Source organism: Klebsiella pneumoniae complex sp. WS1778, from assembly GCF_049472055.1.
GTDB lineage: Bacteria > Pseudomonadota > Gammaproteobacteria > Enterobacterales > Enterobacteriaceae > Klebsiella > Klebsiella quasipneumoniae.
Genome location: NZ_JBKGTJ010000003.1, coordinates 149,126 through 174,193, shown reverse-complemented (window position 1 = coordinate 174,193; position 25,068 = coordinate 149,126). Strand labels below are relative to the sequence as shown.

Here is a 25,068-nt window from a genome sequence, read left to right as displayed (position 1 = left end):
GCGACAAGGGAGGTCAACGGGTACGCCCGTTGGCCTTTCGGTTCCAGCCCGCTGCGGCGGGTAGATGAATGATTGGAGGACGTATGTCCGAAGCTGTACGTGCCAAAATCGGCAAGTTCGCGCTGTTATCGATGGCCTTTACCGCCGTCTTTAACGTGCGAAATATCGTCAATAACAACATTGAGTTAGGGCTCAGTTCCGCGCCTATCTTCTTATTCGCCACTATCGTTTACTTTATCCCGTTCGTGTTTATCATCGCCGAATTCGTCTCGGCCAATAAACACTCCGAATCCGGGATGTACGCGTGGCTGAAGCAGCCGCTGGGCACACGCGCCGCCTATCTTGGTTCCTTCCTCTACTGGTTTGTGAACCTGTTCTTTTTCCTCTCGCTGTTGCCGAACGTGGTGGCCTACGCCTCATACGCGATCACCGGTTACGCGATCCCCTTCTCGCCGATGGTGACCTCGCTTATCTCCATCGTGCTGTTCGCCATGGCTACCCATATATCCACCAAAGGGGCGACCTGGCTGGGTAAAATTTCCGAATGCGTGGCCTACGGCGTGTTCGCTTTGTTCGCGATTTACGTCGTCGGCGCGCTGACCGCGCTGGGTTCCGGTCACGTCCCGGCGCAGCCGATTACCCTGGCGGCGATGGAACCGACCATCAACTGGGCGACGCTCGGTATTATGTGCTGGATTTTCCAGGCCGCGGGCGGCGCGGAAACCGTTGCCGCCTACCTCAACGACACCAAGGGCGGGCAGAAATCCTTTATTAAAGTCATCATCACCGCCGGGGTGCTGATTGGCGGTATGTATGCCTTAGGTTCGCTGCTGGTTAACGTCTTTGTCGCCCGAGAGAACCTGACCTTCGCCGGCGGAATGGTGGAAATCTTTACCGGTCTCGGCGCCTACTTCCACATTTCTGAAGCGCTGATGGGCCGCTTCGTCGGCATCATTCTGTTTATCGCCATCTTCGGCAGCATGATGATGTGGACCGCCGCACCGGTCAAAATCCACTTCTCGGAAATCCCGAAAGGTATCTACGGCCAGAAAACCACCGAGTTGAACGCTCACGGCGTGCCGGTACGCGCCGCCTGGTGGCAGTTCCTGTTCGTCTTCCTGATGCTGATTGTTAACGGCTTCGGTTCCGCCAGCGTGCAGCAGATGATGAACACCGCCATTAATCTCACCGCTGGTACCGCCATGCTGCCGCCGCTGTTCATCATGGCCGCCTACTTCGTCTTCCGCTGGAAACACGATGACACGCCGCGCGACTTCCGTATGGGCTCAAGAAAAGTGGGCATGAGCGTGGTATCGATGCTGATAGTGATTTTCGTGGTTAGCATGACCGCTTCCGCCTTCCCGCCGGGCGTCGATCTGGTTAACGCTTTCTTTATCAACGTCTTTATGACCGCGGTCTTCTCCGGCCTGGCGTGGTGGTGGATCACCCGCTTTGAAAAAAAGCAGCAACGTCTGCGCGCCGCGGCGCCGGTTAACACTGCCGCCGCCGGTAAATAACGTTCCTGTCGTCCCGTCAGCCCCTCATCGGCTGGCGGGATTTTTTTAACCCTCACCTGATTACGTATTACTCAACCTTTTTCGTGATCGAGTTAAAGCTATTCGGTTTCTTTACTTCTATTTACTAAAACTTTTACTAAAATCGACATTAATTCTTAACTACCTCTACCCTACAAACAACACAACCCCCTTCAGCGACCCTCTGAAGGACAATGTGTGGAGATGTGTTATGTCTGATACTAAACGTAATACCATCGGCAAGTTCGGCCTGTTATCGCTGACCTTTGCCGCCGTTTACAGTTTCAATAACGTCATCAACAACAATATCGAACTGGGGCTGGCGTCGGCGCCGATGTTCTTCCTCGCTACCCTGTTCTACTTCATTCCGTTTTGCCTGATTATCGCCGAGTTCGTGTCGCTGAATAAAAACTCCGAGGCCGGGGTTTACGCCTGGGTGAAGAGTTCGCTCGGCGGCCGTTGGGCGTTTATCACCGCCTATACCTACTGGTTCGTAAACCTGTTTTTCTTCACCTCGCTGCTGCCGCGCGTGATCGCCTATGCCTCTTACGCCTTCCTCGGCTACGAATACATTCTGACGCCGTTCGCCACTACTGTGTTGAGCATGGCGCTGTTCGCTTTCTCCACCTGGATCTCCACCAACGGCGCGAAAATGCTGGGGCCTATCACCTCCGTCACCTCATCGCTGATGCTGCTGCTGACGCTCTCTTATATTCTGCTGGCCGGTTCCGCACTGGTGGGCGGCGTGCAGCCAGCGGATCCGATCACCGTCGAAGCGATGATCCCTAACTTCAACTGGGCGTTCCTCGGTATTACCACGTGGATCTTTATGGCGGCGGGCGGCGCGGAATCGGTGGCGGTGTACGTCAACGATGTGAAAGGCGGCTCGAAATCCTTCGTTAAAGTGATCATCCTCGCCGGGATCTTCATCGGCGTGCTGTACTCGATCTCCTCCGTGCTGATCAACGTCTTCGTCAGCAGCAAAGAGCTGAAGTTTACCGGCGGATCGGTGCAGGTGTTCCACGGCCTGGCGGCTTACTTTGGCCTGCCGGAAATGCTGATGAACCGCTTCGTCGGCCTCGTTTCGTTTACCGCGATGTTTGGCTCGCTACTGATGTGGACCGCCACTCCGGTTAAAATTTTCTTCTCGGAAATTCCCTCCGGCATCTTTGGTAAAAAAACCGTCGAGCTCAATGAGAACGGCGTCCCGGCGCGCGCGGCCTGGATCCAGTATCTGATCGTTATTCCACTGATGATCATCCCGACGCTGGGATCCAACACCGTGCAGGATCTGATGAACACCATCATCAACATGACCGCCGCCGCTTCCATGCTGCCGCCGCTGTTCATCATGCTGGCCTACCTCAACCTGCGCCGCAAACTCGACCATCTGCCGCGCGATTTCCGCATGGGCTCGCGTACCACCGGCATCGTGGTGGTATCCATGCTAATTGTGATTTTCGCCATCGGTTTCGTCGCCTCAACCTTCCCAACCGGCGGCAACATCCTGACCATTATTTTCTACAACGTTGGCGGGATCGTGATTTTCCTTGGCTTCGCGTGGTGGAAATACAGCAGATACGTCAAAGGATTAACCCAGGAACAACAACAAATAGAAGCGGCTCCGGCTTCCCATACCTCTTAAATACCTTAAAAAAATGAAAACTAACTCTTACTTATACGGGGCACTCGTTGCCCTAACTTTTTGCGCCCCTGCGGCGGCCGCTGAGACCGTCCATCCGGCCGAGCACGACGATACCAAAACGCCGGAATTAACCACCACCTCCTATCGCTTTTACGGCGAGTTGGGGGTTGGCGGATACATGGATTTAGAAGGCGAGGACAAACATAGATACAGCGATGGCACCTATATCGAGGGCGGGCTGGAGGTCAAAAACGGCCACTGGTTCGGGCTGATTTACGGCGAAGCCTGGACGGTACAGGCCGATAGCCAGGGCAATGCCTGGACGCCCGGCCACAGCTGGGGTGGCGTGGAAGGCGGCCTTAACCGCCTCTATGGCGGCTATAAAACCGATAACAACACCGAGATCATGCTCAGCCTGCGCCAGGATTCGTCGCTGGACGACCTGCAGTGGTGGGGCGACTTTACCCCCGATCTGGGTTATGTGATCCCCAATACCCGCGACATCATGTACGCGCTGAAAGTACAAAACCGCAGCGGCGATTTCCGCTATAGCGTCACCGCCACGCCGGCCGGTCATCACGATGAAAGCAAGGCCTGGCTGCACTTCGGCAAATATGATCGCTATGACGATAAGTACACCTACCCGGCAATGGTCAACGGCTACGTTCAGTACGACATCGTCAAAGATGTCACCTGGATGAACGGCCTTGAAGTGACCGACGGCACCGGACAGCTATTCCTGACCGGCGTTCTGTCGCCCAATCTGGCCTTCCGCGCCTGGCACCATACCGGCCGCGCCAAAGGGCTGGATGTTCCCGGCAGCGAAACCGGCTTTATGGCCAGCGCCATGTATGAAGCATTAAGCGGACTCTACTTCTCCACCGCATACAGCTACGCCAAACACCGCCCGGACCACGCCGCTGATGAAACCACCGCGTTTATGCAATTTGGCATCTGGTACGAATACGGCGGCGGGCGTTTCGCCACCGCCGCCGACAGCCGTTTCTATACCAGCAACGCCAGCGGCGACCCGAGCGACAAAATTTTCCTGATGCAATACTTCTACTGGTAACAAGGAGCCGAGATACCATGAACCTCACCACTACGCTGACGCCGCTGGCCTGCGCGCTGATGCTGAGTTTTTCCGCCCACGCCGTCACCGCGCAGGCGTTTAAAAACGTCATCGACCGCAGCGGCGCGCCGCAGTATATGCAGGATTTCGACGCCGATGACCACCAGCGCTTCAACCCCTTCTTCGACCTCGGGGCGTGGCACGGCCACCTGCTGCCCGACGGCCCGGCGACCATGGGCGGCTTCCCCGGCCCGGCGCTGCTGACCGAAGAGTACATCAACTTTATGGCCACCAACTTCGATCGCCTGACGGTGTATCAGAACGGCAAAAAGGTCGATTTCACCCTGCAGGCCTGGAGCCTGCCCGGCGCGCTGAAGCAAACGCTGACCGCGCCCGGCGTGAAGGTGGAGATGACGCTGCGCTTCGCCAGCGCCCACACTTCACTGCTGGAGACCAAAATCACCAGCAACACTCCGCTGAAGCTGGTGTGGGATGGCGAACTGCTGGAAAAACTGGCCGCCAAAGAGGGTAAAGCGCTATCGGACAAAACCATTGATGAAGCCTTCCCGGACTATCAGCGCCGTCTGAGCGCCACGCCCGACGGCCTGACGGTCAGCTTTGGCAAGGTTCGCGCCGCCTCCGACCTGATGACCTCCGGCGAATCGCAGTATCAGATCCACCGTTCGCTGGTAACCGAGACCCGTATCGACGGCCACCGCTTTACCAGCAGCGCGGAGATCCGCGGCTCCACCATCCTGTACACTACCTATTCGCACCTACTTACCGCGGAGCAAGCGCGCCAGGAAAAAGCGCAAATCCGCGATATTCTGGCGCGCCCGGCGTATTATCTCGCCGCCTCCGAACAGCGCTGGGACGGCTATCTGCAAAAAGGGCTCATTAATCCGGACGCCACCGCCGAACAGACTCGCGTAGCGGTGAAAGCCATTGAGACGCTCAACGGCAACTGGCGCGCGCCGGGCGGCGCGGTGCATTACCACACCGTCACCCCATCCGTGACCGGCCGCTGGTTCTCCGGCAACCAGACCTGGCCGTGGGATACCTGGAAGCAAGCCTACGCCATGGCCCACTTCAACCCGGATATCGCCAAAGAGAATATCCGCGCCGTCTTCTCCTGGCAGATTAAAGCCAATGATAAGGTGCGTCCGCAGGATGCCGGATTTGTGCCCGATCTGATTGCCTGGAACCTGAGCCCCGAGCGCGGCGGCGACGGCGGCAACTGGAACGAACGCAACACTAAGCCAAGCCTCGCGGCCTGGTCGGTGATGGAGGTGTATAACGTCACCAAAGATAAAGCGTGGCTGGAAGAGATGTATCCGAAGCTGGTGGCCTATCACGACTGGTGGCTGCGCAATCGCGACCATAACGGTAACGGCGTGCCGGAATATGGCGCGACCCGCGATAAGGCGCACAACACCGCCGACGGCGCCATGCTGTTCACGGTGAAAAAAGGGCAAACCGAGCAGACGCTTTCCGGCCTCAGCGCATACGAGCAGGTGACGGCCAAAGGCGATTACGACAGCCTCGAAATCCCGGCGCAGGTAGCGGCATCGTGGGAATCCGGGCGAGACGATGCGGCGGTATTTGGTTTTATCGATAAAGAACAGCTGGATAAATATGTCGCCAACGGCGGCAAACGCAGCGACTGGACGGTCAAATTCGCCGAAAACCGCGACCGCGACGGCAACCTGCTGGGGTATTCGCTGCTTCAGGAGTCGGTCGATCAGGCCAGCTATATGTACAGCGATAACCACTATCTGGCGCAGATGGCGACCGTTCTTGGCAAAGCGGAAGAGGCAAAGCGCTATCAGGCGCTGGCGGCGAAGCTGGCGGATTATATCAATACCTGCATGTTTGACCCGCAGACCCGCTTCTATTACGACATTCGTATCGAGGAACAACCGCTAGCCAACGGCTGCGCCGGTAAACCGATCGTCGAGCGCGGCAAAGGGCCGGAAGGCTGGTCGCCGCTGTTTAACGGCGCGGCGACGCAGCAACATGCTGACGATGTGATTTCGGTGATGCTCGACCCGAAAGAGTTCAACACCTTTGTGCCGCTGGGCACCGCCGCACTGACCAACCCGGCCTTTGGCGCCGATATTTACTGGCGTGGACGGGTGTGGGTGGATCAGTTCTGGTTCGGCCTGAAGGGAATGGAGCGCTACGGTCATCGCGATGAGGCGCTGAAGCTGGCGGACGCCTTCTTCCAGCACGCCAAAGGCTTAACCGCCGATGGCCCGATTCAGGAGAACTACAATCCGCTGACCGGCGCCCAGCAGGGGGCGCCCAACTTCTCGTGGAGCGCGGCGCATTTATATATGTTGTATAACGAGTTTTTCCGTAAGCCGTAGCGTTTTCCCCTCACCCTACCCCTCTCCCACAGGGAGAGGGTCGGGGTGAGGGCTCGTCTCACACCTGCGGCAGCAGGCCGATAAAGCTGCGCTTCTGCCGCGGCTGCGACATCATCTCCTCCAGCTTTTCGACGCAGGCTAAATAGTGCGGGGTTTTCTTGTGCGCCAGCACCGCCTCATCGTCTTTATAGGCTTCGTAGATAAAAAAGCGGGTCTTCACTTCCGGATCCTGCAGGACATCAAAGCGCAGGTTGCCCGGCTCCCGCAGCGCGCCTTCGTGGTTGGCGCGAAATACCTCGAGAAACTCGTCGACCCGCTCCGGTTTGATATTGATCTCCACCAGCGTCACGTTCATTTCCGCTCTCCCTGTTTCTCTTCCTGCCAGAACTGGTACGCTTCGCGCGCGTTCAGATTCTCATGCACCACCTTTTTCACCGCCTTCAGCATCGCCCGTGGGGCGCTGGACTGGAAGATATTGCGTCCCATATCCACCCCGGACGCCCCCTGGTCGATCGCCCGCCAGCACATCTCCAGCGCCTCATGCTCCGGCAGCTTTTTGCCCCCGGCGATGACGATCGGTACCGGGCAGCTGGCGGTCACTTTCTCAAAACCGTCCTCAACAAAATAAGTCTTCACAAACTGCGCCCCCATTTCGGCGGCAATCCGGCTGGCCAGCGAGAAGTAGCGGGCGTCGCGGGCCATCTCTTTGCCGACGCCAGTGACCGCCAGTACCGGCATACCGTAGCGGTTGCCGGCGTCCACCAGTTTGATGATGTTATTGATCGACTGATGTTCGTATTCGCTGCCGATATAGACCTGCGCCGCCACCGCGCAAACGTTGAGACGCAGGGCGTCCTCCATCGCCACCGCCACGCATTCGTTGGAGAGTTCACTCAAAATCGAGTTACCGCCGGAGGCGCGCAGCACCACCGGTTTATTGGTCGCCGCCGGTACCTGACTGCGCAATACGCCGCGGGTACACATCAGCACGTCGGTCTCCTCGAACAGCGGCGCAATCGACAGGTCGATACGCTCCAGCCCAGTAGTTGGCCCTTGGAAGTAACCGTGGTCGAAGGCCAGCATGACCGTGCGGTTGCTGTGCGGATTAAAAATGCGCGCCAGCCGCGACTGCATGCCCCAGTCCAGCGAGCCGCAGCCTTTCAGGGTGTACAGCGTGTTCTGCTGCGGGCGGTCGAGGCCGAAGTCCTTGCCCTCTTTGATATCATCTAAATCAGCCATCTCATCCTCCGTCAGAAGTCGTAGTTATTGATGTTCTCTTTGCTGAACACCACGCGCTCCGGCAGCAACACGATACCGTTGCCCTTCGCCTCATACTGGTAGCCCTGCACGCTGTTCGGTTCGACCTTCAGCGAGCCGATATCTTTCACCTCAACGCTATCGCCGACGTTAAGATCGCCCTTTTTCAGTAATCGATCGGCGACATTAACCGCAATTTTGCCCTGCTGAACCACATCCCACAGACCAAAGGCTTTCACCGTGCCGCGCTCCACGTAGGGGCGCATCACATTGGGGGTACTAAAGCCGACGATCGCCACGCCCTGACGCTTGAGGTTCTCCGCCGCCTGCGCCGCCGCCGGCAGGGCATTGGCATCCGGCGCGATAATGGCGTCGAGATCCGGATACGCTTTTAAGATCCCCTCGGCAGTTTGCAGCGATTTGGTGGCATCGTTATAGCCAAACTGGGTGGTGACGATTTGCCACTGCGGATGTTCTTTTTCGATTTTGGCTTTGGCTTCCTTCACCCACTGGTTCTGGTCGGTCACCGTCGGGCTGGAGTAGAAAAACGCCACTTTGGCAGCGGGCTTCGTCACCTGCTTTTCCGCCATCTCCACCAGCAGGCCGCCGAGCTGCTGCGGCGTGCCCTGATTGATATAGATGCTGCGGCACTCCGGCTTGGTATCGGAATCCCAGGTCAGGACTTTCACCCCGCGCTGCATCGCCCGCTTCAGCGCCGGACACAGGCCGTCCGGTGAGACGGCTGAGACGATAATCGCGTTGTAGCCCTGGTTGACGAAGTTGTTGATAAGCTGCACCTGGCCGGAGACGCTGGGCTCGGTTGGGCCGTCATAGGTGACATCCACGCCCAGCGCTTTCCCCGCCTCTTTCGCGCCGTTGCCGCCGCTGGTAAAGAAGCCGACGCCGACCAGCTTAGGAATAAAGGCGATACGGTCCGCCGCTTGCGCGGTTGCCACGCTCATCGCCAGCGCCAGCGTGCTGACCTGCAGGATACGTTTTGTTTTCATTGTTGTGCTCCGATTGTTTTACGCGAGAAAAGACGCCGCCAGGTCGCGCGCACCCATTCACGGTGCAGGCTCAGCGAACGCCCCATCACCACCACAACCAACAGCGCCCCTGACAGCGCGCTCGACACCTGGTTGGGGATGCCGACCATCTGTAAACCCTGTTGCAGATACCCCACCAGCAATGCCGCCAGCGCGGTACCCAGTATCGATCCCGAGCCGCCGTAAATATTGGCCCCACCGAGCACCGCCGCGGTCAGCGCCGGCATCAGCAGGTCACGGCCTAAATCCGAACGCGCCGAGCCGAAATAGGAGACCATCACCAGCGCCGCGACCGCCGAGGCAATACCGACCAGGCCATACAGCACATACGGGATGCCGTTCACCGACAGCGCCGCATAGCGCGCGGCGCGCGGGTTTTGCCCGAGTAAAAAGAGGTGGCGGCCAAAGCGCCCGCGATGGGCCAGCAGCCAGAAGAGAAAGGTGACACCCGCGAACAGCACCAGCGGCAGCGGCAGCCCGCCCAGAGTTAAATTGGCGAAGGCGGTGAAGCTGTCGGGAAAGCCGCCGATCCCCTCATAACCGGTGGCGCCGGCCATGCCGGAAAGCAGCAGCGCGCCGCCGCCGTACAGATACAGCGTCCCGAGGGTGATCACCAACGGGCTGATGCCGGTGTAGTGGATCAGCGCGGCGTTGATTAGCCCGCACAGCAGCCCCAGCAGCAACGTCAGCGACACCGCCAGCCACAGCGGCCAGCCCGCCTGGGTCATCACCCCGAGGGCGATGGCGCACAGTCCGATGGTCGAGCCCAGCGAAATATCGATCCCGCCGCTGATAATCACCAGCGTCAGCGGCAGCGCGACGATGCCGATGCAGATAAAGTCGCTGGTGCTAAAGAGCAGCATATTGAGATCCAGCATGCGCGGATTCAGCGCGCCGAACAGCAGGATTTCCACGACTAATAACGCCAGCAGCGCGCTTTCCCAGTTAAGCTTCAGCTTCATTTAAGCCACCTCTTTGCTTTTGCGTTCGGGAAAGCGGGCAACCTGTTTGCCCCCTTTGTTGCCGGGCTGGAAACGACTGTACTTCAGCGCCCGCTGATGGCGGGCCAGCGCCTGGCGCAGGCGTCCATCAAGCACCAGCACCCCGAGCAGCACCAGGCCGGCGATAAAGTCATTCCACCAGGCAGGAAGGCGGAACAGCACCAGCACGGTGTCGATTTGGGTGAGGAAAAAGGCGCCGAGAAACGCGCCGAGCAGCGTACCGGTGCCGCCGAGCAGCGATATTCCGCCCAGCACGCAGGCGGCGATGGCTTTCATCTCCAGGCCGCTGCCGGTCTGATTGGGCACAAAGCCAATCTGCGCGGCGAAGACGATCCCGGCGCAGGCCGCCAGCATACCGTTGAGGGTAAAAGCCAGCATCCGTGTGCGATTGACCGCCACGCCCAGCTGGCGGGCAGCGGCGAGGTTATCGCCAACGGCATAGAAATCACGTCCAGAGGCGGTGCGCGACAGCAGCCAGCCGCCCGCCAGCAGCAGCGCCAGCACCAGCCAGCCCAGCGGCGACACGCCGATAAACGCGGGCTCCGAGAGCGATTTCAGGCTGTCGGGCAAGCCTTCGATCCATTTCCCTCCGGTCCACAGCAGCATCACCCCGCGATACAACCCCAGCGTGCCGAGCGTCGCGACGATCGCCGGAATGCGCAGCCCCACCACCAGCAGGCCGTTAAAAGCCCCGGCCAGCGCGCCTATCGCCAGCGCGAAGGCGATCGCCGTCGCCAGCCCGTAGCCGTTGTTCAGCGCTACCCCAACGGCGATGGCGCTCAGGCCAACGGTGGAGCCCACCGACACGTCGATATTGCGGGTCAGCATCACCAGCGTCGCCCCCAGCGCCAGCAGGCACAGGATTTGTGAGCTGGCGAAAATCATCGCCAGCGTCTGCAGGCTGAAATAGGCCGGATTGAGCGCCACCAGCACGGCAAACAGCGCCACGATGGCAAAAAAGGCGCTCAGTTCGCGATTCTTGAATAACGTTTTCATGCCTGCCCTCCGAAGGCCAGGGTCATCATGCGATCGACGGTCACCGCCTGCCGCGCCAGCTCGCCGCTGTGGCGGCCCTGATGCATCACCAGCACCCGGTCGGCCAGACCGACGAACTCCTCCACATCGGAAGAGATCATCAGCACCGCCACATTTTGCGCGGCGACGCTTTTCAGCAGCTGATAGATATCGGCGCGGGCGGAGACATCCACGCCGCGCGTCGGCTCATCGACAATCAGCAGCAACGGATTAGCTTCCAGACAGCGCGCCAGCAGCACCTTCTGCTGGTTGCCGCCGGAGAGAGTGCGTACCGGCTGGTCGCCATCGGCCAGCTTGATCCCCAGCGCCCGGTGATAGCGCTCGACCACCGCCGCCTCCCGTTTCCCCTGCTGCCACCACGACGGCTGATTGAACATCACCGTGTTCCAGCGCACCGGCGCATCGAGAAACAGCCCGGAGACCTGGCGGTCTTCCGGCAGATAGACCAGCCCGCTGGCCAACCTGGCGCGGGTGCTCTCCTGACTAATCTCGCGGTTCTCCAGCCAGATCCTCCCGGCGCGCGGCGGACGCAGGCCGTATAAGGTTTCGGCAAATTCGGTGCGCCCGGATCCCACCAGCCCGGCAAGGCCGACGATCTCCCCGGCGCGGATCTCCAGACTGAGATCGATAAAACCTTCGCCAGTTAGATCCTCCACCCGCAGCACGGGAAAATCCTGCGCCTGGGTACGGCGATTGCCCGGTAGCGCCAGCCACAGCTTTTGCGTGTCGCTCAGCGCATGGTCGCGGCTGGCCGGCGTCATGGCGCTGATAAGCTGTTGGTCGCCGTAGCCCGCCGTTTCGCCACTGAGCACCACTGCCCCGTCGCGCATCACCGACACATGGCTGGCCAGCTGGCGGATTTCCGGCAGTTTGTGCGAGATAAAGACGATCCCAACGTCCAGCGCCTGTAACGCGCGGATCTGGCTAAACAGTCTCTCGGTTTCACCCGGCGTTAAAGAGGCGGTGGGTTCATCCAGGATCAGGATCCGCGCCTCGCGCATCAGGCCGCGCAGGATCTCGACCATCTGTTGATCGGCCACTTCCAACGTGCTGGCGCTGGCATCGAGGTTGATCTGGCAGTTCAGCTGCTGCAGTTTTTCCTGCAGCCGCGCGGTGGTATCCGCCCGCTTCGGCAGACGAAAGAGAATGTTCTCGCGCACGCTGAGGTTGGGAAACAGCATTGGCTCCTGCGGCACCAGATAGATGCCCAGCTGGTGGGCCAACGCCGGGTTAAGGCGCGCAAACGCGCGTTCGCCGATCGTCAGTTCACCGCTATCCGGGGTTTCGACGCCGGCGATGATCTTCATCAGCGTCGATTTACCCGCGCCGTTGCCCCCCATCAGCGCATGCACCTGGCCCGCGCATAGCGTAAAGTCGATGCCCTTCAGCACGGCAACGCCGGAGAACTGTTTGCGGATCTGGCGAGCTTCAAGCAGTGGCTTCATCGTCGCGCCTCGTTTGAACAAATGATTTTTAAATTTAATAATGTTCAAAAGCGTAGACGGTGAACTATATTTACAACCGTGCGAAGATCACAGTTTGGCGCTTTAGATCGTCCGGAAAAAAGCGGCCAGAGATGAAAGATCCGTTTTGCCAGTCGGCTCACACTTTCCGGCCGCGCAATAGCGAACATATGATCTAAATTTTTATAAGAGTTCAATTTATGAGCGAAAAACGCATTACGGAAGACCATCGCTACGCCGGGCTGGCGTTAGCCGAGGAAGAGCTGGTGGCGCGGGTGGCGTGGTGTTACTACCACGACGGCCTGACGCAAAACGACATCGGCGAGCGTTTGGGGCTGCCGCGGCTGAAGATTTCCCGCCTGCTGGAGAAAGGCCGCCAGTCCGGGGTGATCCGCGTGCAGATCAACTCGCGCTATGAGGGCTGTCTGGCGCTGGAAAGTGAACTCCAGCAGCGCTTTGGCCTCAAGATTGCCCGTGTGCTGCCGGCGCTCAACACCCCGCCGATGAATACCCGGCTGGGGATCGGTGCCGCGCAGTCGCTGATGGGCATTCTGCAACCGGGACAGCTGCTGGCGGTCGGCTTCGGCGAAGCCACCATGAGCTGCCTGCAGCATCTCAGCGGCTTTATCGGCTCGCAGCAGGTGCGACTGGTCACTCTCTCCGGCGGCGTCGGCCCCTATATGACCGGCATCGGCCAACTGGATGCCGCCTGCAGCGTCAGTATTATTCCGGCGCCGCTGCGGGTCTCGTCGGCGGAGGTCGCTGAGATCCTGCGCCGCGAATCCAGCGTGCGCGATGTGATGCTGGCGGCGACGGCGGCGGACGCGGCGGTGGTTGGCATTGGCGCTATCGATCAGCGGCGCGACGCGACCATTCTGCGCTCCGGCTATATCAGCGAGGGCGAACAGCTGATGTACGCCCGCAAAGGGGCGGTCGGCGACATTTTAGGTTATTTCCTGCAGGCCGACGGCCGGCCGGTAGAAGGACTGGAGATCCATCGGGAACTGCTCGGCGTGACCCTTGATGAGCTGGCGCAGCTGCCGACCATCGTCGGCGTCGCCGGGGGAGAACAAAAAGCGCAGGCGATTCATGCCGCTCTGATTGGCAAGCGCATTAATGGCCTGGTAACGGAAGAGACAACAGCACGCGCGGTGCTCGCACTGGCCTCCTGACGGCCCGGCGCCGCGCGACAACAGTGAGGCGCATGTCATGAGTTACCTGTTAGCGTTAGATGCCGGGACCGGCAGCATACGGGCGGTCATTTTCGATCTTAATGGCCGCCAGCTGGCGGTGGGCCAGGCCGAATGGAAACACCTGAGCGTCGATAACGTCCCCGGCTCGATGGAGTTCGACCTTACCACCAACTGGCAGCTGGCCTGCCAGTGCATTCGCCAGGCGCTCGACGCCGCCCGGCTCTCTGCCGCCGATATTCAGTCCGTCGCCTGCTGTTCGATGCGCGAAGGGATCGTCCTCTATGACCGCAACGGCGAGGCCATCTGGGCCTGCGCCAACGTTGATGCCCGCGCCAGCCGCGAAGTGGCGGAGCTTAAGGAGATCCACGACTATCGTTTTGAATCCGAGGTGTACGAGGTCTCCGGGCAAACGCTGGCGCTCAGCGCCATGCCACGCCTGCTGTGGCTGGCGCACCATCGTCCCGATATCTACCGCAAGGCGGCGACTATCACCATGATCAGCGACTGGCTGGCGGCGAAGCTTTCCGGCGAGCTGGCGGTCGACCCGTCAAACGCAGGCACCACCGGCATGCTCGATCTGTTCAGCCGCGACTGGCGTCCGGCGCTGCTGGATATGGCCGGGCTACGCGCCGATATGCTCTCGCCGGTGAAAGAGACCGGCACGCTGCTGGGCGCCGTCACCGAAGCTGCAGCCCAGCAGAGCGGCCTGCGCGTCGGGACGCCGGTGGTGATGGGCGGCGGCGACGTGCAGCTCGGCTGCCTCGGGCTCGGGGTGGTACGCGCCGGGCAAAGCGCGGTACTCGGCGGCACTTTCTGGCAGCAGGTGGTCAATCTGCCGCAGGTGCGCACCGACCCGCAGATGAATATCCGCGTCAATCCTCACGTGATCCCCGGCATGGCGCAGGCGGAATCGATCAGTTTCTTTACCGGACTGACCATGCGCTGGTTCCGCGACGCCTTCTGCGCTGAAGAAAAGCTGATTGCCGAGCGTCTCGGCGTCGATGCCTATTCGCTGCTGGAGGAGATGGCCAGCCGCGTACCCGCCGGTTCCCACGGCGTGATGCCTATTTTTTCCGACGCCATGCACTTTAAGCAGTGGTACCACGCTGCGCCATCGTTTATTAACCTCTCCATCGATCCGGAGAAGTGCAATAAAGCCACCCTGTTCCGGGCCCTGGAGGAGAACGCGGCGATTGTCTCCGCCTGCAACCTGGCGCAGATTTCGCAGTTTTCCGGGGTGACTTTCGACAGCCTGGTGTTTGCCGGCGGCGGTTCGAAGGGAGCGCTGTGGAGCCAGATCCTCAGCGACGTCACCGGCCTGCCGGTGCGGGTGCCGGTGGTCCGCGAAGCCACTGCCCTCGGCTGCGCCATTGCCGCCGGCGCTGGCGCCGGGCTGTACGGCGATATGGCCAGCGCTGGAGAAAAGTTAGTGAGCTGGCACCGCGAATTCAGCCCTAATCCGCAGCATCGCGAGCTTTATCAGGAGATGATGAGTAAATGGCAGTCGGTGTATGCCGATCAGCTTGGTCTTGTCGATAGCGGGCTGACAACATCGATGTGGCAGGCGCCGGGTCTGGAACGCCGCCAGCGCGTTGCGTCTTCCCCGTCACCCTAACCACCGGTACCGATCCGCCTTTCTCCCTCTCCCTTTGGGAGAGGGCCGGGGTGAGGGGCAACGCTTCGCCGTTCTTTGAATCCCATCACAATCACCGCACTCCCCTTTTCCCTTTTTCTCCACGACGGCTAAATTAGTAACTCATCCGACCACATAACAATAATTTTACATTGGAAGCCATTATGAGCCGCTATCCGTCGCTTTTCGCCCCGCTTGAGCTGGGCTTCACTACCCTTAAAAACCGCGTGTTGATGGGCTCCATGCATACCGGTCTGGAAGAACTGCCCGACGGCGCGCAGCGGTTAGCGGCCTTTTACGCCGAGCGTGCGCGTCACGGCGTGGCACTGATCGTCACCGGCGGCATCGCTCCCGCCCCGTCCGGGGTGACCATGGCCGGCGGCGCGGTGCTCAACGATGCCAGCCATCTGGCGCATCATCGCCAGATCACCGACGCGGTACATCAGGAAGGCGGCAAAATCGCTCTGCAGATCCTGCACACCGGGCGCTACAGCTACCAGCCCGCGCTGGTCGCCCCCTCGCCTCTGCAGGCGCCGATTAACCGGTTCACCCCTCATGAGCTGAGCCACAACGAGATCCTCACGCTGATCGATGATTTTGCCCACTGCGCCCAGCTCGCGCGGGAAGCGGGCTATGACGGCGTCGAGGTGATGGGCTCTGAGGGCTATCTGATTAACGAATTCCTCGCCGCGCGCACTAACCAGCGCAGCGATCAATGGGGCGGCGATTACGCGCGCCGTATGCGATTCGCCGTTGAAGTGGTCAAGGCCGTGCGCCAGCGCGCCGGTCACGATTTCATTATCATCTACCGCCTATCGATGCTCGATCTGGTCAACGACGGCAGCACGCTGGCGGAAGTCACTGAACTGGCCAAAGCGATTGAAGCGGCGGGAGCGACCATCATCAACACCGGGATCGGCTGGCACGAAGCGCGCATTCCAACCATCGCCACGCCGGTACCGCGCGGCGCCTTTAGCTGGGTCACCCGCAAGCTGAAAGGCGCGGTATCGATCCCGCTGATCACCACCAACCGCATCAACGATCCGCAGGTCGCGGAGGATATTCTCGCCCGCGGCGATGCCGATATGGTATCGATGGCCCGCCCGTTCCTCGCCGACGCCGAATTTATGTCAAAAGCGCAGAACGATCGTGCCGATCAGATCAACACCTGCATCGGCTGCAACCAAGCGTGTCTCGATCGGATCTTCGTCGGCAAAGTCACCTCCTGTCTGGTCAACCCGCGCGCCTGTCATGAAACCCTGATGCCGGTCCTGCCTGCCAACGCGCCTAAACGGCTGGCGGTGGTCGGCGCCGGGCCGGCCGGTCTGGCCTTTGCCGTTAACGCCGCCGCCCGTGGCCATCAGGTCACGTTGTTCGATGCGCTGCCGGAGATCGGCGGCCAGTTTAATATCGCCAAACAGATCCCTGGCAAAGAGGAGTTCCACGAGACGCTGCGTTACTACCGCACCATGCTCGATCTTAACGGCGTCGATCTGCGCCTGAACACCCGCGTTACGGCAGATGATCTGCTGGCTTTCGATGAGACGATCCTCGCCACCGGTATCGCCCCGCGCCTGCCGGCGATCGCCGGGATCGATCATCCCAAGGTGCTCAGCTACCTGGATGTCTTGCGCGACAAAGCGCCGGTTGGCGCGAAGGTGGCGATCATCGGCTGCGGCGGCATCGGCTTCGACACCGCGATGTACCTAAGCCAGTCGGGCGTGGCCACCAGCCAGGATATCGGCGAATTCTGTCGCGAATGGGGTATCGATACCAGCCTGCAAACGGCGGGAGGGCTGAGTCCTGAGGGCCCGCAACTGAGTCAAAGCCCGCGACAAATTGTGATGCTGCAGCGCAAAGCGAGCAAACCGGGCGAAGGGCTCGGCAAAACCACCGGCTGGATCCATCGCGCGACGCTGCTGGCGCGCGGCGTGAAAATGATCCCGGGGGTCAGCTATGAGAAGATCGATGATGAGGGGTTACATGTGACTATCGGCGGTGAACGCCAGCTGCTGGCGGTGGATCATGTGATTGTCTGCGCCGGTCAGGAGCCGCGCCGCGATCTGGCGGAACCGCTGCGCGAGGCAGGGAAAACGGTGCATTTGATCGGCGGCTGCGACGTGGCGGCGGAGCTGGATGCGCGCCGGGCGATTGCCCAGGGCACGAAGCTGGCGCTGACGATTTAGCCGTGTCCCGGGGGCGGCGCGATGCGCCTTCCCCGGGCTACCACGATAATCCCGCACGCTAGCCCGGCGAAGGCGTCAGCCGGTAGCCGGGGAAACAGCAACACGAATCAGCGCTGCTTACGCACCTTGGTCGCTTTCAAAATGACGAACTTATTGTTCGTCGCAATCGTCGTGCAATTACCAAACGCGCGCTTCAGCTTACGGAAGTAATCGAGGTGGCGGTTGCCGACGACGTACAGCTCGCCGCCGTATTTCAGGCTGCGGCGGGCGTCGTTAAACATCTGCCAGGCAATATGGTCGGTAATGGCGTGCTGCTGATGGAACGGCGGATTGCACAGGATCGCCGTAAAGCGGTCCGGCTCAATGCCGGAGAGCGAGTTGTTGACCATAAATTCACAGCGGTCGATATCGTCCGGCAGGTTGTGCTCGACGTTCAACCGGCTGGAAGCCACCGCCATGTGCGACTCATCGGTGAACATGACCCGCGCGTTCGGGTTCTGCGCCAGCGCCTGCAGGCCAATCACCCCGTTGCCGCAGCCGAGATCGGCGATCTCGCCTTCTAAATTAGACGGTAAATGCTGCACGAAGAAGCGCGCGCCGATATCCAGACCGCTGCGGGCAAAAACGTTGGCATGGTTGTGGATGGTCCACGGCGTGCCGTCCAGCTTCCAGCTGTAGGTTTGCGGCGCATCGGCCAGCTCAGGGGCGGTGAAAACGCAGTGGATCAGACGCGCTTTTTTCCATGCCAGCGAGGTGGTGGTGGTGCCGAGAATTTTTTCAAACAGCGCCAGCGTCGAGTTATGCACATCGCGGGCTTTCGCCGCGGCGATAATACGGGTTTCCGGCGTCACCACTTGGCGCAGGGCGCGCAGCTGCTGTTCCAGCAGCGCCAGCTGCTTTGGCACCTTAATCAGCACCAGCGCCGGCGCGGCCGGCAGCGGGCTCAGGCTATCCTGAAAGCGCACGCTCTCTTCATCAATGCCGTTCATCCGCAGGTTGTGGCGGGTCGCCAGCTCGGAAATAAAGGAATCGTTGATGCTGACGGGGTTGCGCTCCGCCAGCGCGCAGGCGAGCGCGCCGAAGCCGTCGTTGAAGATGAGCGTCAGGCCGTCGACGTCATTCACCTGTTGCAGCAGATATTCATCCGCCGCTTCCCACGCCTGAAGCGCTTCTTCTTCAGCGTTAGGTGGGAACCGCTCTAATGTGAATAACTCACCGTTTAACTCTGCCTGGCTCATCGCCTCTCCGCCTCCGGAATAGTAAAACCCGCGAGTTTATACGCAAATCCTGTCCAGTTGAAGAGAGATCGCTGATCATCGCCGCTCAGCGTAGATCGCCCTCGCCATCGGCTTGCAGCAGCGTTATCGACGCGCGGGCGCCGGGCATCAGCTGCTGCAGATAGCCTACCAGCCGCTCTCCCGCCTCTTGCAGGGCCGACAACGGCATCGCCGGCAGGCTTTCGAGAATAAACCACATCGTCTGCGCGCCGCTGTCCAGCCGGGTACGTACGCCCTGTCGCCAGTTCCAGCGTCGGCAGGTTACGCCTATATCATCCCGCCAGATGACTTCGCCCGGCTCCGGATATTCCACCACCGGCTCTGCCGATTTTAGCGTATCGAATGGCTCATCGCCGCGGGCAATGGCCAGCCGCGGTTCGCCACGGTAGGCGGCCAGATTTTCCCCACCGACCGGGACGGCATAGCGAATGCTGATCGCGTTGTAGATATCCACTACCGGATCGATGGCCGGCAGGCTCCCCTCTTTCAGCACCCGCTTGCGCAGCGCCTGCGCCGAACAGGGGGTACGTTTCGCCTTCGCGCCGAAGGCGCTGAAGGCTTCATCCCATGCCGCCAGGTGCGCTTGCGCCCAGGGCACATCATCCTGCTGCACCGCCTGGCAGGCCTCGGCCAGCGCCTGCTCCGCGATGGCGGGGTTGGCCACCGGCGCACTCTCCACCACAATACTTAATGCCCGAAAGCCCGGCGCCAGGCGGCTGACCGCAGATTCGATTGACGGCGTTACGCTACGCATTCGATAATCCTGTAATGACCAATTTGTTTCATCATAGTGACCAATGAACGTAAAAGTCAATATAACGACCGATTCAGGATCTGATGTCGACCAGGTAAGTCGCGCCGTCGCCACGCGGCTGAAGGCCTACCGTAAAGCGAAAAAAATGTCGCTGGACGAGCTGTCGCGCCGGGCCAGCATCAGCAAAGGTATGCTGGTCGAGATGGAAAAAGAGGCCGCCAACCCCAGCATTGCGATCCTCTGCAAACTCGCCGCCGCGCTGGGCGTTTCGGTGGCGGATATCGTCAATGTGGCAAGCGAACCCGCGTTGCATATTATTCCCGCCGAGCAGATCCCCACCCTCTGGCAAGGCCCGCTGGGAGGCAGCGCCAGGCTTCTCGCCGGCACCGCCGGGCCGAATATGATTGAGCTGTGGCGCTGGGAGATGCAGCCCGGCGAAGCCTTTACCTCGCCCGGCCACCCGGCGACGACCTTCGAGCTGCTGCACGTGGAAGCCGGCGCGCTGACGCTGACGCTTGGCGAGACCTGCCGCACGGTGGCGGTCGGAGAATCCGCGGTGGCCCGCACCGAAATAGAGCACGGTTACCGCAATGAGGGTACTGCGCCGCTGGTCTTTACCATGACCGTGGCTGAACTGCCCTCCTGACAGACGTAATGATAAGACGATGACAAAACTCATTTATTTACAGGGCTATCCTGAATCGCTGCTGGCGCAGGTGACCACGTTAATCGAGCAAGACCGCCTCGGCGAGGTGCTGCAAAAGCGCTATCCGCAAGGGCACGACGTTAACAGCGATAAAGCGCTATATCAGTACACCCAGGACTTGAAAAACCGCTTTCTGCGCGGCGCGGCGCCGATCAACAAAGTGATGTATGACAGTAAGATCCACGTGCTGAACAATGCGCTCGGCCTGCATACCGCCATTTCCCGCGTTCAGGGCGGCAAGCTGAAAGCCAAAGCGGAGATCCGCGTGGCGACGGTATTTCGCGACGCGCCGGAGGCCTTTCTGCGCATGATCGTGGTTCATGAGCTGGCGCATCTGAAAGAGAAGGATCACAACAAGGCTTTCTATCAGCTGTGCTGCCATATGGAGCCGCAATACCACCAGCTGGAGTTCGACACCCGCCTGTGGCTGACGCACCTTTCGTTGAAGCGTTCTGCGTAGTCACGCACTGGTTTTGTCATGGGGGCATGATAGAGTGGCGACAGGTTCCCTTTAATGGAGTTCGTCACCGTTTATGATACGTTTCGCAGTTGTTGGCACAAACTGGATCACTAAGCAGTTTGTCGATGCCGCCCATGAAACCGGCAAATATAAACTTTCCGCCATCTACTCCCGCAGCCTCGAACAGGCGCAAGCCTTCGCCAATGACTATCCGGTCGAGCATCTGTATACCTCGCTGGAGGCGCTGGCGCAAAGCGACGCCATTGATGCGGTGTATATCGCCAGCCCGAACTCCCTGCACTTCCCGCAGACGCGGCTGTTCCTGAGCCACAAGAAGCACGTCATTTGCGAAAAACCGCTGGCGTCGAATCTACAGGAGGTCGAGGCGGCCATCGCGGTGGCGAAAGCCAACCACGTGGTGCTGTTTGAAGCCTTCAAAACAGCCAGCCTGCCCAACTTTCTGCTGCTGAAGGAAACCCTCGGCAAAGTGGGTAAACTGCGTAAAGCCTTCATAAACTACTGCCAGTACTCTTCGCGCTACCAGCGCTACCTCGACGGCGAAAACCCCAACACCTTTAATCCGGCGTTCTCCAACGGTTCGATTATGGATATCGGCTTCTATTGCCTGGCGTCCGCTGTGGCGCTGTGGGGCGAACCGCGGGCCGTTCATGCCACCGCCAGCCTGCTGGACAGCGGCGTGGACGCCCAGGGCACCGTGGTGCTGAGCTATGACGACTTCGACGTGACGCTGCATCACTCCAAGGTGAGCGACTCGGCGATCCCCAGCGAAATTCAGGGGGAAGAGGGGGTACTGGTGATCGAAAAAATCTCCGAGTGCCAGAAGCTGGCGTTTGTGCCGCGCGGCGGCAAAGCCCAGGACCTGACGCAGCCGCAGCATATCAATACTATGCTGTATGAGGCGGAGACCTTCGCGCGGCTGGTGGAAACAGAGGATGTCGACCATCCGGGCCTGGCTGTGAGCCGTATCACGGCGAAACTGTCGAGCGAAATTCGTCGCCAGACCGGGGTGATCTTCCCGGCCGATACGCAGCCGCTGGCGTAAAAGAGTGTAAAGGCCCGTCTGGCCGCCATTGACGAAAACCGCCTCGTGACATATTTTGTTACGAGCAAAGGGGAGTAACTTCCTTGCCGGCCGATCGTCATTACGATGCGTGTAATACCGCATCCGGTCGCCGGGCAATCACCAAAGCCCATCGCGATGAACTTTGGTTGTTGTAAGTGAGACCTTGCCGGAAGGCGAGGTCTATGCATAAAAGCGCAGCGGCTGCCGTCTTCCGACGTCAGCCGTTTTTGTTTTTATGTAAGGAATATCAAATGAATACTGTCGGCACGCCGTTGCTATGGGGTGGATTCGCTGTCGTCGTCGCGATCATGTTGGCGATCGACCTGCTGCTTCAGGGACGACGCGGTTCGCATAGCATGACCATGAAGCAGGCCGCTGGCTGGTCTATCCTCTGGGTCACACTTTCTCTGTTGTTCAACGCCGCGTTCTGGTGGTATCTGGTGCAAACCCAGGGCCGCGCCGTCGCCGATCCGCAGGCCCTGGCCTTCCTCACCGGTTATCTGATTGAAAAAGCGCTGGCGGTCGATAACGTCTTCGTCTGGCTGATGCTATTCAGCTACTTCGCCGTGCCGCCTGCTCTGCAGCGCCGGGTGCTGGTGTATGGCGTCCTCGGGGCGATTGTTCTGCGCACCATTATGATCTTCGCCGGCAGCTGGCTTATCTCCCAGTTCGACTGGCTGTTGTACGTCTTCGGCGCCTTCCTGCTGTTTACCGGCGTGAAGATGGCGCTGGCGAAAGAGGATGATTCCGGCATCGGCGACAAACCGCTGGTGCGCTGGATCCGCAGCCATCTGCGAATGACCGATAAAATCGAGAGCGAGCGCTTCTTCACCCGTAAAAACGGGGTGCTGTTCGCCACGCCGCTGCTGCTGGTGTTGATTCTGGTCGAGCTGAGCGATGTGATATTCGCCGTCGACAGTATCCCGGCGATCTTCGCGGTCACCACCGACCCGTTTATCGTGCTGACCTCGAACCTGTTTGCCATTCTCGGCCTGCGCGCCATGTACTTCCTGCTGGCGGGGGTCGCTGAGCGCTTCTCGATGCTCAAATATGGCCTGTCGGTGATCCTGGTGTTTATTGGCGTGAAGATGCTGATCGTCGACTTCTACCATATCCCGGTCGCCATCTCGCTGGGGGTCGTGGGCGGCATCCTGACCGTCACGCTGTTGATTAACGCCTGGGTCAACAAGCAGCACGACAAGCAGCGCAAACTGCCTGAATAACCTGCCTGGCGCGCCGTCGGCTCCCGCTGACGGCGCGGTAATCGGCTATAACAGACCTTCTCGTAACGAGAATGCCTGCTCATGTCACAATTATGTTACTGCATAGTTAAAAAATAAGATCCAGATTAAAATCACAGTATTTTACGCTTCCCGCCAGGCTTTCTTTCCGTATACTCGGCTATGCAAACATCTATTTACATCCTGACATAAACGTAACAAATAATACGTGGCTGGGATGGCTTGCTACATCACTGGAAGGAATGAATTATGACAACACGCACTCCCCCATCAGGGTGGCTCTCCCGCCTGGCGCAAGGCAGCCTGGTGAAACAAATTTTAATCGGCCTGGTGCTTGGCGTGCTGCTGGCGCTGGTCTCTAAGCCAGCGGCTATCGCCGTCGGCCTGCTGGGGACCCTGTTCGTCGGCGCGTTAAAGGCGGTAGCGCCGGTGCTGGTATTGATGCTCGTCATGGCCTCGATCGCCAACCATCAGCACGGACAAAAAACCAGTATTCGCCCTATTCTGTTTCTCTATCTGCTGGGCACCTTTAGCGCGGCGCTGACTGCGGTGTTGTTCAGTTTTCTCTTTCCGTCGACTCTGCACTTAACCACCGCCGCCGACAGCATCACGCCGCCGTCGGGGATTGTTGAGGTGCTGCGTAGTCTGCTGATGAGCATGGTGTCCAACCCGGTCGACGCCCTGCTGAACGCCAACTATATCGGTATTCTGGTGTGGGCGGTGGGGCTTGGCTTCGCCCTGCGCCATGGTAACGACACCACGAAAAACCTGATCAACGATATCTCCCACGCGGTGACCTTTATCGTTAAAGTGGTGATCCGCTTTGCGCCGCTGGGGATCTTCGGCCTGGTCTCTTCCACCCTGGCGACCACCGGTTTTGAAACGCTGTGGGGCTACGCCCAGCTGCTGCTGGTACTGGTGGGCTGTATGCTGCTGGTGGCGCTGGTGATTAACCCGCTGCTGGTGTTCTGGAAGATTCGCCGTAACCCCTATCCGCTGGTGCTGACCTGCCTGCGCGAAAGCGGCGTCTACGCGTTTTTCACCCGCAGCTCCGCCGCCAATATTCCGGTGAATATGGCGCTATGCGAGAAGCTGAACCTGGATCGCGATACCTATTCGGTCTCCATTCCGCTGGGGGCGACCATCAATATGGCGGGCGCGGCAATCACGATTACCGTGCTGACGCTGGCGGCGGTCCATACGCTGAACATTCCGGTGGATCTGCCGACGGCGCTGTTGCTGAGCGTGGTCGCTTCGCTGTGCGCCTGCGGCGCCTCCGGCGTGGCGGGCGGTTCGCTGCTGCTGATCCCGCTGGCCTGTAATATGTTTGGTATTCCGAACGATGTGGCGATGCAGGTGGTTGCCGTCGGCTTTATCATCGGCGTGCTGCAGGATTCCTGCGAAACCGCGCTGAACTCCTCCACCGACGCCCTGTTTACCGCCGCCGCCTGCATGGCGGAAGACGACCAGCTGGCGAAAAACGCCCTGCGCAGTTAATGCCTTTCCCCTCCGCTACCGCGCGGAGGGGCTCTCTTCCTGCACCGCGTTTTCAACCCTGAACGGATCGATACCCCGCTTTTGCATCCGGCGGAAGCGAATGATATTCAGGCCGTTGACGATCAGGAAACTGCCTTCAATCAGCGTCCCGCCAATCGAACCCAGCCACAGGTTATGCGTCACCCAGCAGGCGGTGGAGCACCACATCACGCAGCGGACGGTCAGCCCTTTACAGCGAAACAGCGCCCAGGTGCTGGCGACAGTGCCAATAATCGGCAGCAGCTCCATAGCATGCTGCAGCTTGCCAAGGCCGAGGATCAACGTCAGCAGGATAAAGACTGTCATCACCCACAGGCTGCGGGTGCGCAGGGAAATGACCGTGCGGAGCGCATTAAGCCCGGCGCTCATCCCGGCAGGCGCGGCGCCCATCAGGAAAAAATGGACGCCGATAACGGCGCTATAGACCGCCAGCTGAAGCCTGAAGCGACGTTCGTCGCGGTTGATAAAGGTGGTAATGCCGATAAGAAAGGCGATGACGCCGACGCCCTGAGCCAGCCAATACGCGGTCATGAAAGCTCCCTGAGAGAAAAAACAAACGGCGCTTCACAGGCTGA

The 25,068-nt window shown here is 59.9% G+C and carries 21 protein-coding genes; 12 read left to right on the top strand and 9 right to left on the bottom strand.

What is annotated here, in order from left to right:
- Nucleotides 1–83: 83 nt before the first annotated feature.
- The 4 genes from ACLEXF_RS15355 to ygjK all read left to right on the top strand — a co-directional run bounded on the left by ACLEXF_RS15355 (nucleotide 84) and on the right by ygjK (nucleotide 6,621).
- Nucleotides 84–1,517, top strand: a complete 1,434-nt coding sequence (locus tag ACLEXF_RS15355) for an amino acid permease (protein ID WP_339110465.1) — start codon at nucleotides 84–86, stop codon at nucleotides 1,515–1,517.
- A gap of 229 nt (nucleotides 1,518–1,746) precedes the next feature.
- Nucleotides 1,747–3,180 carry an amino acid permease gene (locus ACLEXF_RS15350; protein WP_017899717.1) on the top strand — a complete coding sequence of 478 codons (1,434 nt, stop codon included), beginning with the start codon at nucleotides 1,747–1,749 and terminating at the stop codon, nucleotides 3,178–3,180.
- Between the two features lie 13 nt (nucleotides 3,181–3,193).
- Entirely contained in the window at nucleotides 3,194–4,252 is a 1,059-nt protein-coding gene (ygjJ, locus tag ACLEXF_RS15345) for a protein YgjJ (protein ID WP_423265788.1), read from the top strand.
- Nucleotides 4,253–4,269: 17 nt separating this feature from the next.
- Nucleotides 4,270–6,621, top strand: coding sequence for an alpha-glucosidase (ygjK, locus tag ACLEXF_RS15340; protein WP_065903902.1), 2,352 nt, complete (start codon nucleotides 4,270–4,272; stop codon nucleotides 6,619–6,621).
- A gap of 58 nt (nucleotides 6,622–6,679) precedes the next feature.
- Here ygjK and lsrG read toward each other — a convergent pair whose 3' ends face one another.
- The 6 genes from lsrG to lsrA are packed head-to-tail and all read right to left on the bottom strand — an operon-like array spanning nucleotide 6,680 to nucleotide 12,405.
- Complete coding sequence (gene lsrG, locus ACLEXF_RS15335) at nucleotides 6,680–6,976, bottom strand: (4S)-4-hydroxy-5-phosphonooxypentane-2,3-dione isomerase (RefSeq protein WP_004181386.1); 297 nt, start codon at nucleotides 6,974–6,976, stop codon at nucleotides 6,680–6,682.
- A complete protein-coding gene (gene lsrF / locus ACLEXF_RS15330; RefSeq protein WP_004206100.1) occupies nucleotides 6,973–7,860 on the bottom strand; it encodes a 3-hydroxy-5-phosphonooxypentane-2,4-dione thiolase in 888 nt (295 codons plus the stop codon). The genes lsrG and lsrF overlap by 4 nt, the downstream gene beginning before the upstream one ends.
- Nucleotides 7,861–7,871: 11 nt before the next feature.
- Nucleotides 7,872–8,885: an autoinducer 2 ABC transporter substrate-binding protein LsrB gene (gene lsrB / locus ACLEXF_RS15325; protein WP_032456641.1), complete on the bottom strand. Its 1,014-nt coding sequence runs from the start codon at nucleotides 8,883–8,885 to the stop codon at nucleotides 7,872–7,874.
- Nucleotides 8,882–9,886: an autoinducer 2 ABC transporter permease LsrD gene (lsrD, locus tag ACLEXF_RS15320; RefSeq protein ID WP_065696789.1), complete on the bottom strand. Its 1,005-nt coding sequence runs from the start codon at nucleotides 9,884–9,886 to the stop codon at nucleotides 8,882–8,884. Before lsrD ends, lsrB begins: the two co-directional genes overlap by 4 nt.
- Nucleotides 9,887–10,921, bottom strand: a complete 1,035-nt coding sequence (gene lsrC, locus ACLEXF_RS15315; protein WP_004206103.1) for an autoinducer 2 ABC transporter permease LsrC — start codon at nucleotides 10,919–10,921, stop codon at nucleotides 9,887–9,889. It abuts the gene before it with no gap.
- A complete protein-coding gene (gene lsrA / locus ACLEXF_RS15310) occupies nucleotides 10,918–12,405 on the bottom strand; it encodes an autoinducer 2 ABC transporter ATP-binding protein LsrA (RefSeq protein WP_017900672.1) in 1,488 nt (495 codons plus the stop codon). Before lsrA ends, lsrC begins: the two co-directional genes overlap by 4 nt.
- A 218-nt stretch (nucleotides 12,406–12,623) precedes the next feature.
- Between lsrA and lsrR the strand changes: the two genes are divergently transcribed.
- From lsrR to ACLEXF_RS15295, 3 genes are all read left to right on the top strand, one after another.
- Nucleotides 12,624–13,595 carry a transcriptional regulator LsrR gene (gene lsrR, locus ACLEXF_RS15305; protein WP_004206105.1) on the top strand — a complete coding sequence of 324 codons (972 nt, stop codon included), beginning with the start codon at nucleotides 12,624–12,626 and terminating at the stop codon, nucleotides 13,593–13,595.
- A 37-nt stretch (nucleotides 13,596–13,632) separates the two neighbouring features.
- A complete protein-coding gene (gene lsrK / locus ACLEXF_RS15300; RefSeq protein ID WP_017900671.1) occupies nucleotides 13,633–15,231 on the top strand; it encodes an autoinducer-2 kinase in 1,599 nt (532 codons plus the stop codon).
- Between the two features lie 182 nt (nucleotides 15,232–15,413).
- On the top strand, nucleotides 15,414–17,435 hold the full coding sequence (locus tag ACLEXF_RS15295; protein WP_062913590.1) for an NADPH-dependent 2,4-dienoyl-CoA reductase: 2,022 nt from the start codon (nucleotides 15,414–15,416) through the stop codon (nucleotides 17,433–17,435).
- A 107-nt stretch (nucleotides 17,436–17,542) separates the two neighbouring features.
- On the opposite strand, the gene rlmG is transcribed toward ACLEXF_RS15295, so the two are convergent.
- On the bottom strand, nucleotides 17,543–18,673 hold the full coding sequence (gene rlmG, locus ACLEXF_RS15290; RefSeq protein ID WP_049093393.1) for a 23S rRNA (guanine(1835)-N(2))-methyltransferase RlmG: 1,131 nt from the start codon (nucleotides 18,671–18,673) through the stop codon (nucleotides 17,543–17,545).
- Nucleotides 18,674–18,758: 85 nt separating this feature from the next.
- Nucleotides 18,759–19,466 carry a B3/B4 domain-containing protein gene (locus tag ACLEXF_RS15285; RefSeq protein WP_049093394.1) on the bottom strand — a complete coding sequence of 236 codons (708 nt, stop codon included), beginning with the start codon at nucleotides 19,464–19,466 and terminating at the stop codon, nucleotides 18,759–18,761.
- A 43-nt stretch (nucleotides 19,467–19,509) separates the two neighbouring features.
- On the opposite strand from ACLEXF_RS15285, the gene ACLEXF_RS15280 reads away from it, so the two are divergent.
- The 5 genes from ACLEXF_RS15280 (at nucleotide 19,510) to sstT (ending at nucleotide 24,454) form a co-directional block, all read left to right on the top strand.
- Complete coding sequence (locus tag ACLEXF_RS15280; RefSeq protein ID WP_049093395.1) at nucleotides 19,510–20,112, top strand: helix-turn-helix domain-containing protein; 603 nt, start codon at nucleotides 19,510–19,512, stop codon at nucleotides 20,110–20,112.
- 19 nt (nucleotides 20,113–20,131) lie between these two features.
- Nucleotides 20,132–20,632: a M48 family metallopeptidase gene (locus ACLEXF_RS15275; RefSeq protein WP_023319188.1), complete on the top strand. Its 501-nt coding sequence runs from the start codon at nucleotides 20,132–20,134 to the stop codon at nucleotides 20,630–20,632.
- Nucleotides 20,633–20,705: 73 nt separating this feature from the next.
- Entirely contained in the window at nucleotides 20,706–21,695 is a 990-nt protein-coding gene (locus tag ACLEXF_RS15270; RefSeq protein ID WP_032456647.1) for a Gfo/Idh/MocA family protein, read from the top strand.
- Between the two features lie 272 nt (nucleotides 21,696–21,967).
- A complete protein-coding gene (locus tag ACLEXF_RS15265; RefSeq protein WP_004188496.1) occupies nucleotides 21,968–22,939 on the top strand; it encodes a TerC family protein in 972 nt (323 codons plus the stop codon).
- Nucleotides 22,940–23,206: 267 nt separating this feature from the next.
- Nucleotides 23,207–24,454 carry a serine/threonine transporter SstT gene (gene sstT, locus ACLEXF_RS15260; RefSeq protein WP_004206115.1) on the top strand — a complete coding sequence of 416 codons (1,248 nt, stop codon included), beginning with the start codon at nucleotides 23,207–23,209 and terminating at the stop codon, nucleotides 24,452–24,454.
- Between the two features lie 15 nt (nucleotides 24,455–24,469).
- Here the strand turns inward: sstT and ACLEXF_RS15255 are convergent, their stop codons facing one another.
- Nucleotides 24,470–25,024, bottom strand: coding sequence for a YgjV family protein (locus tag ACLEXF_RS15255; protein WP_004206116.1), 555 nt, complete (start codon nucleotides 25,022–25,024; stop codon nucleotides 24,470–24,472).
- Nucleotides 25,025–25,068: the final 44 nt, after the last annotated feature.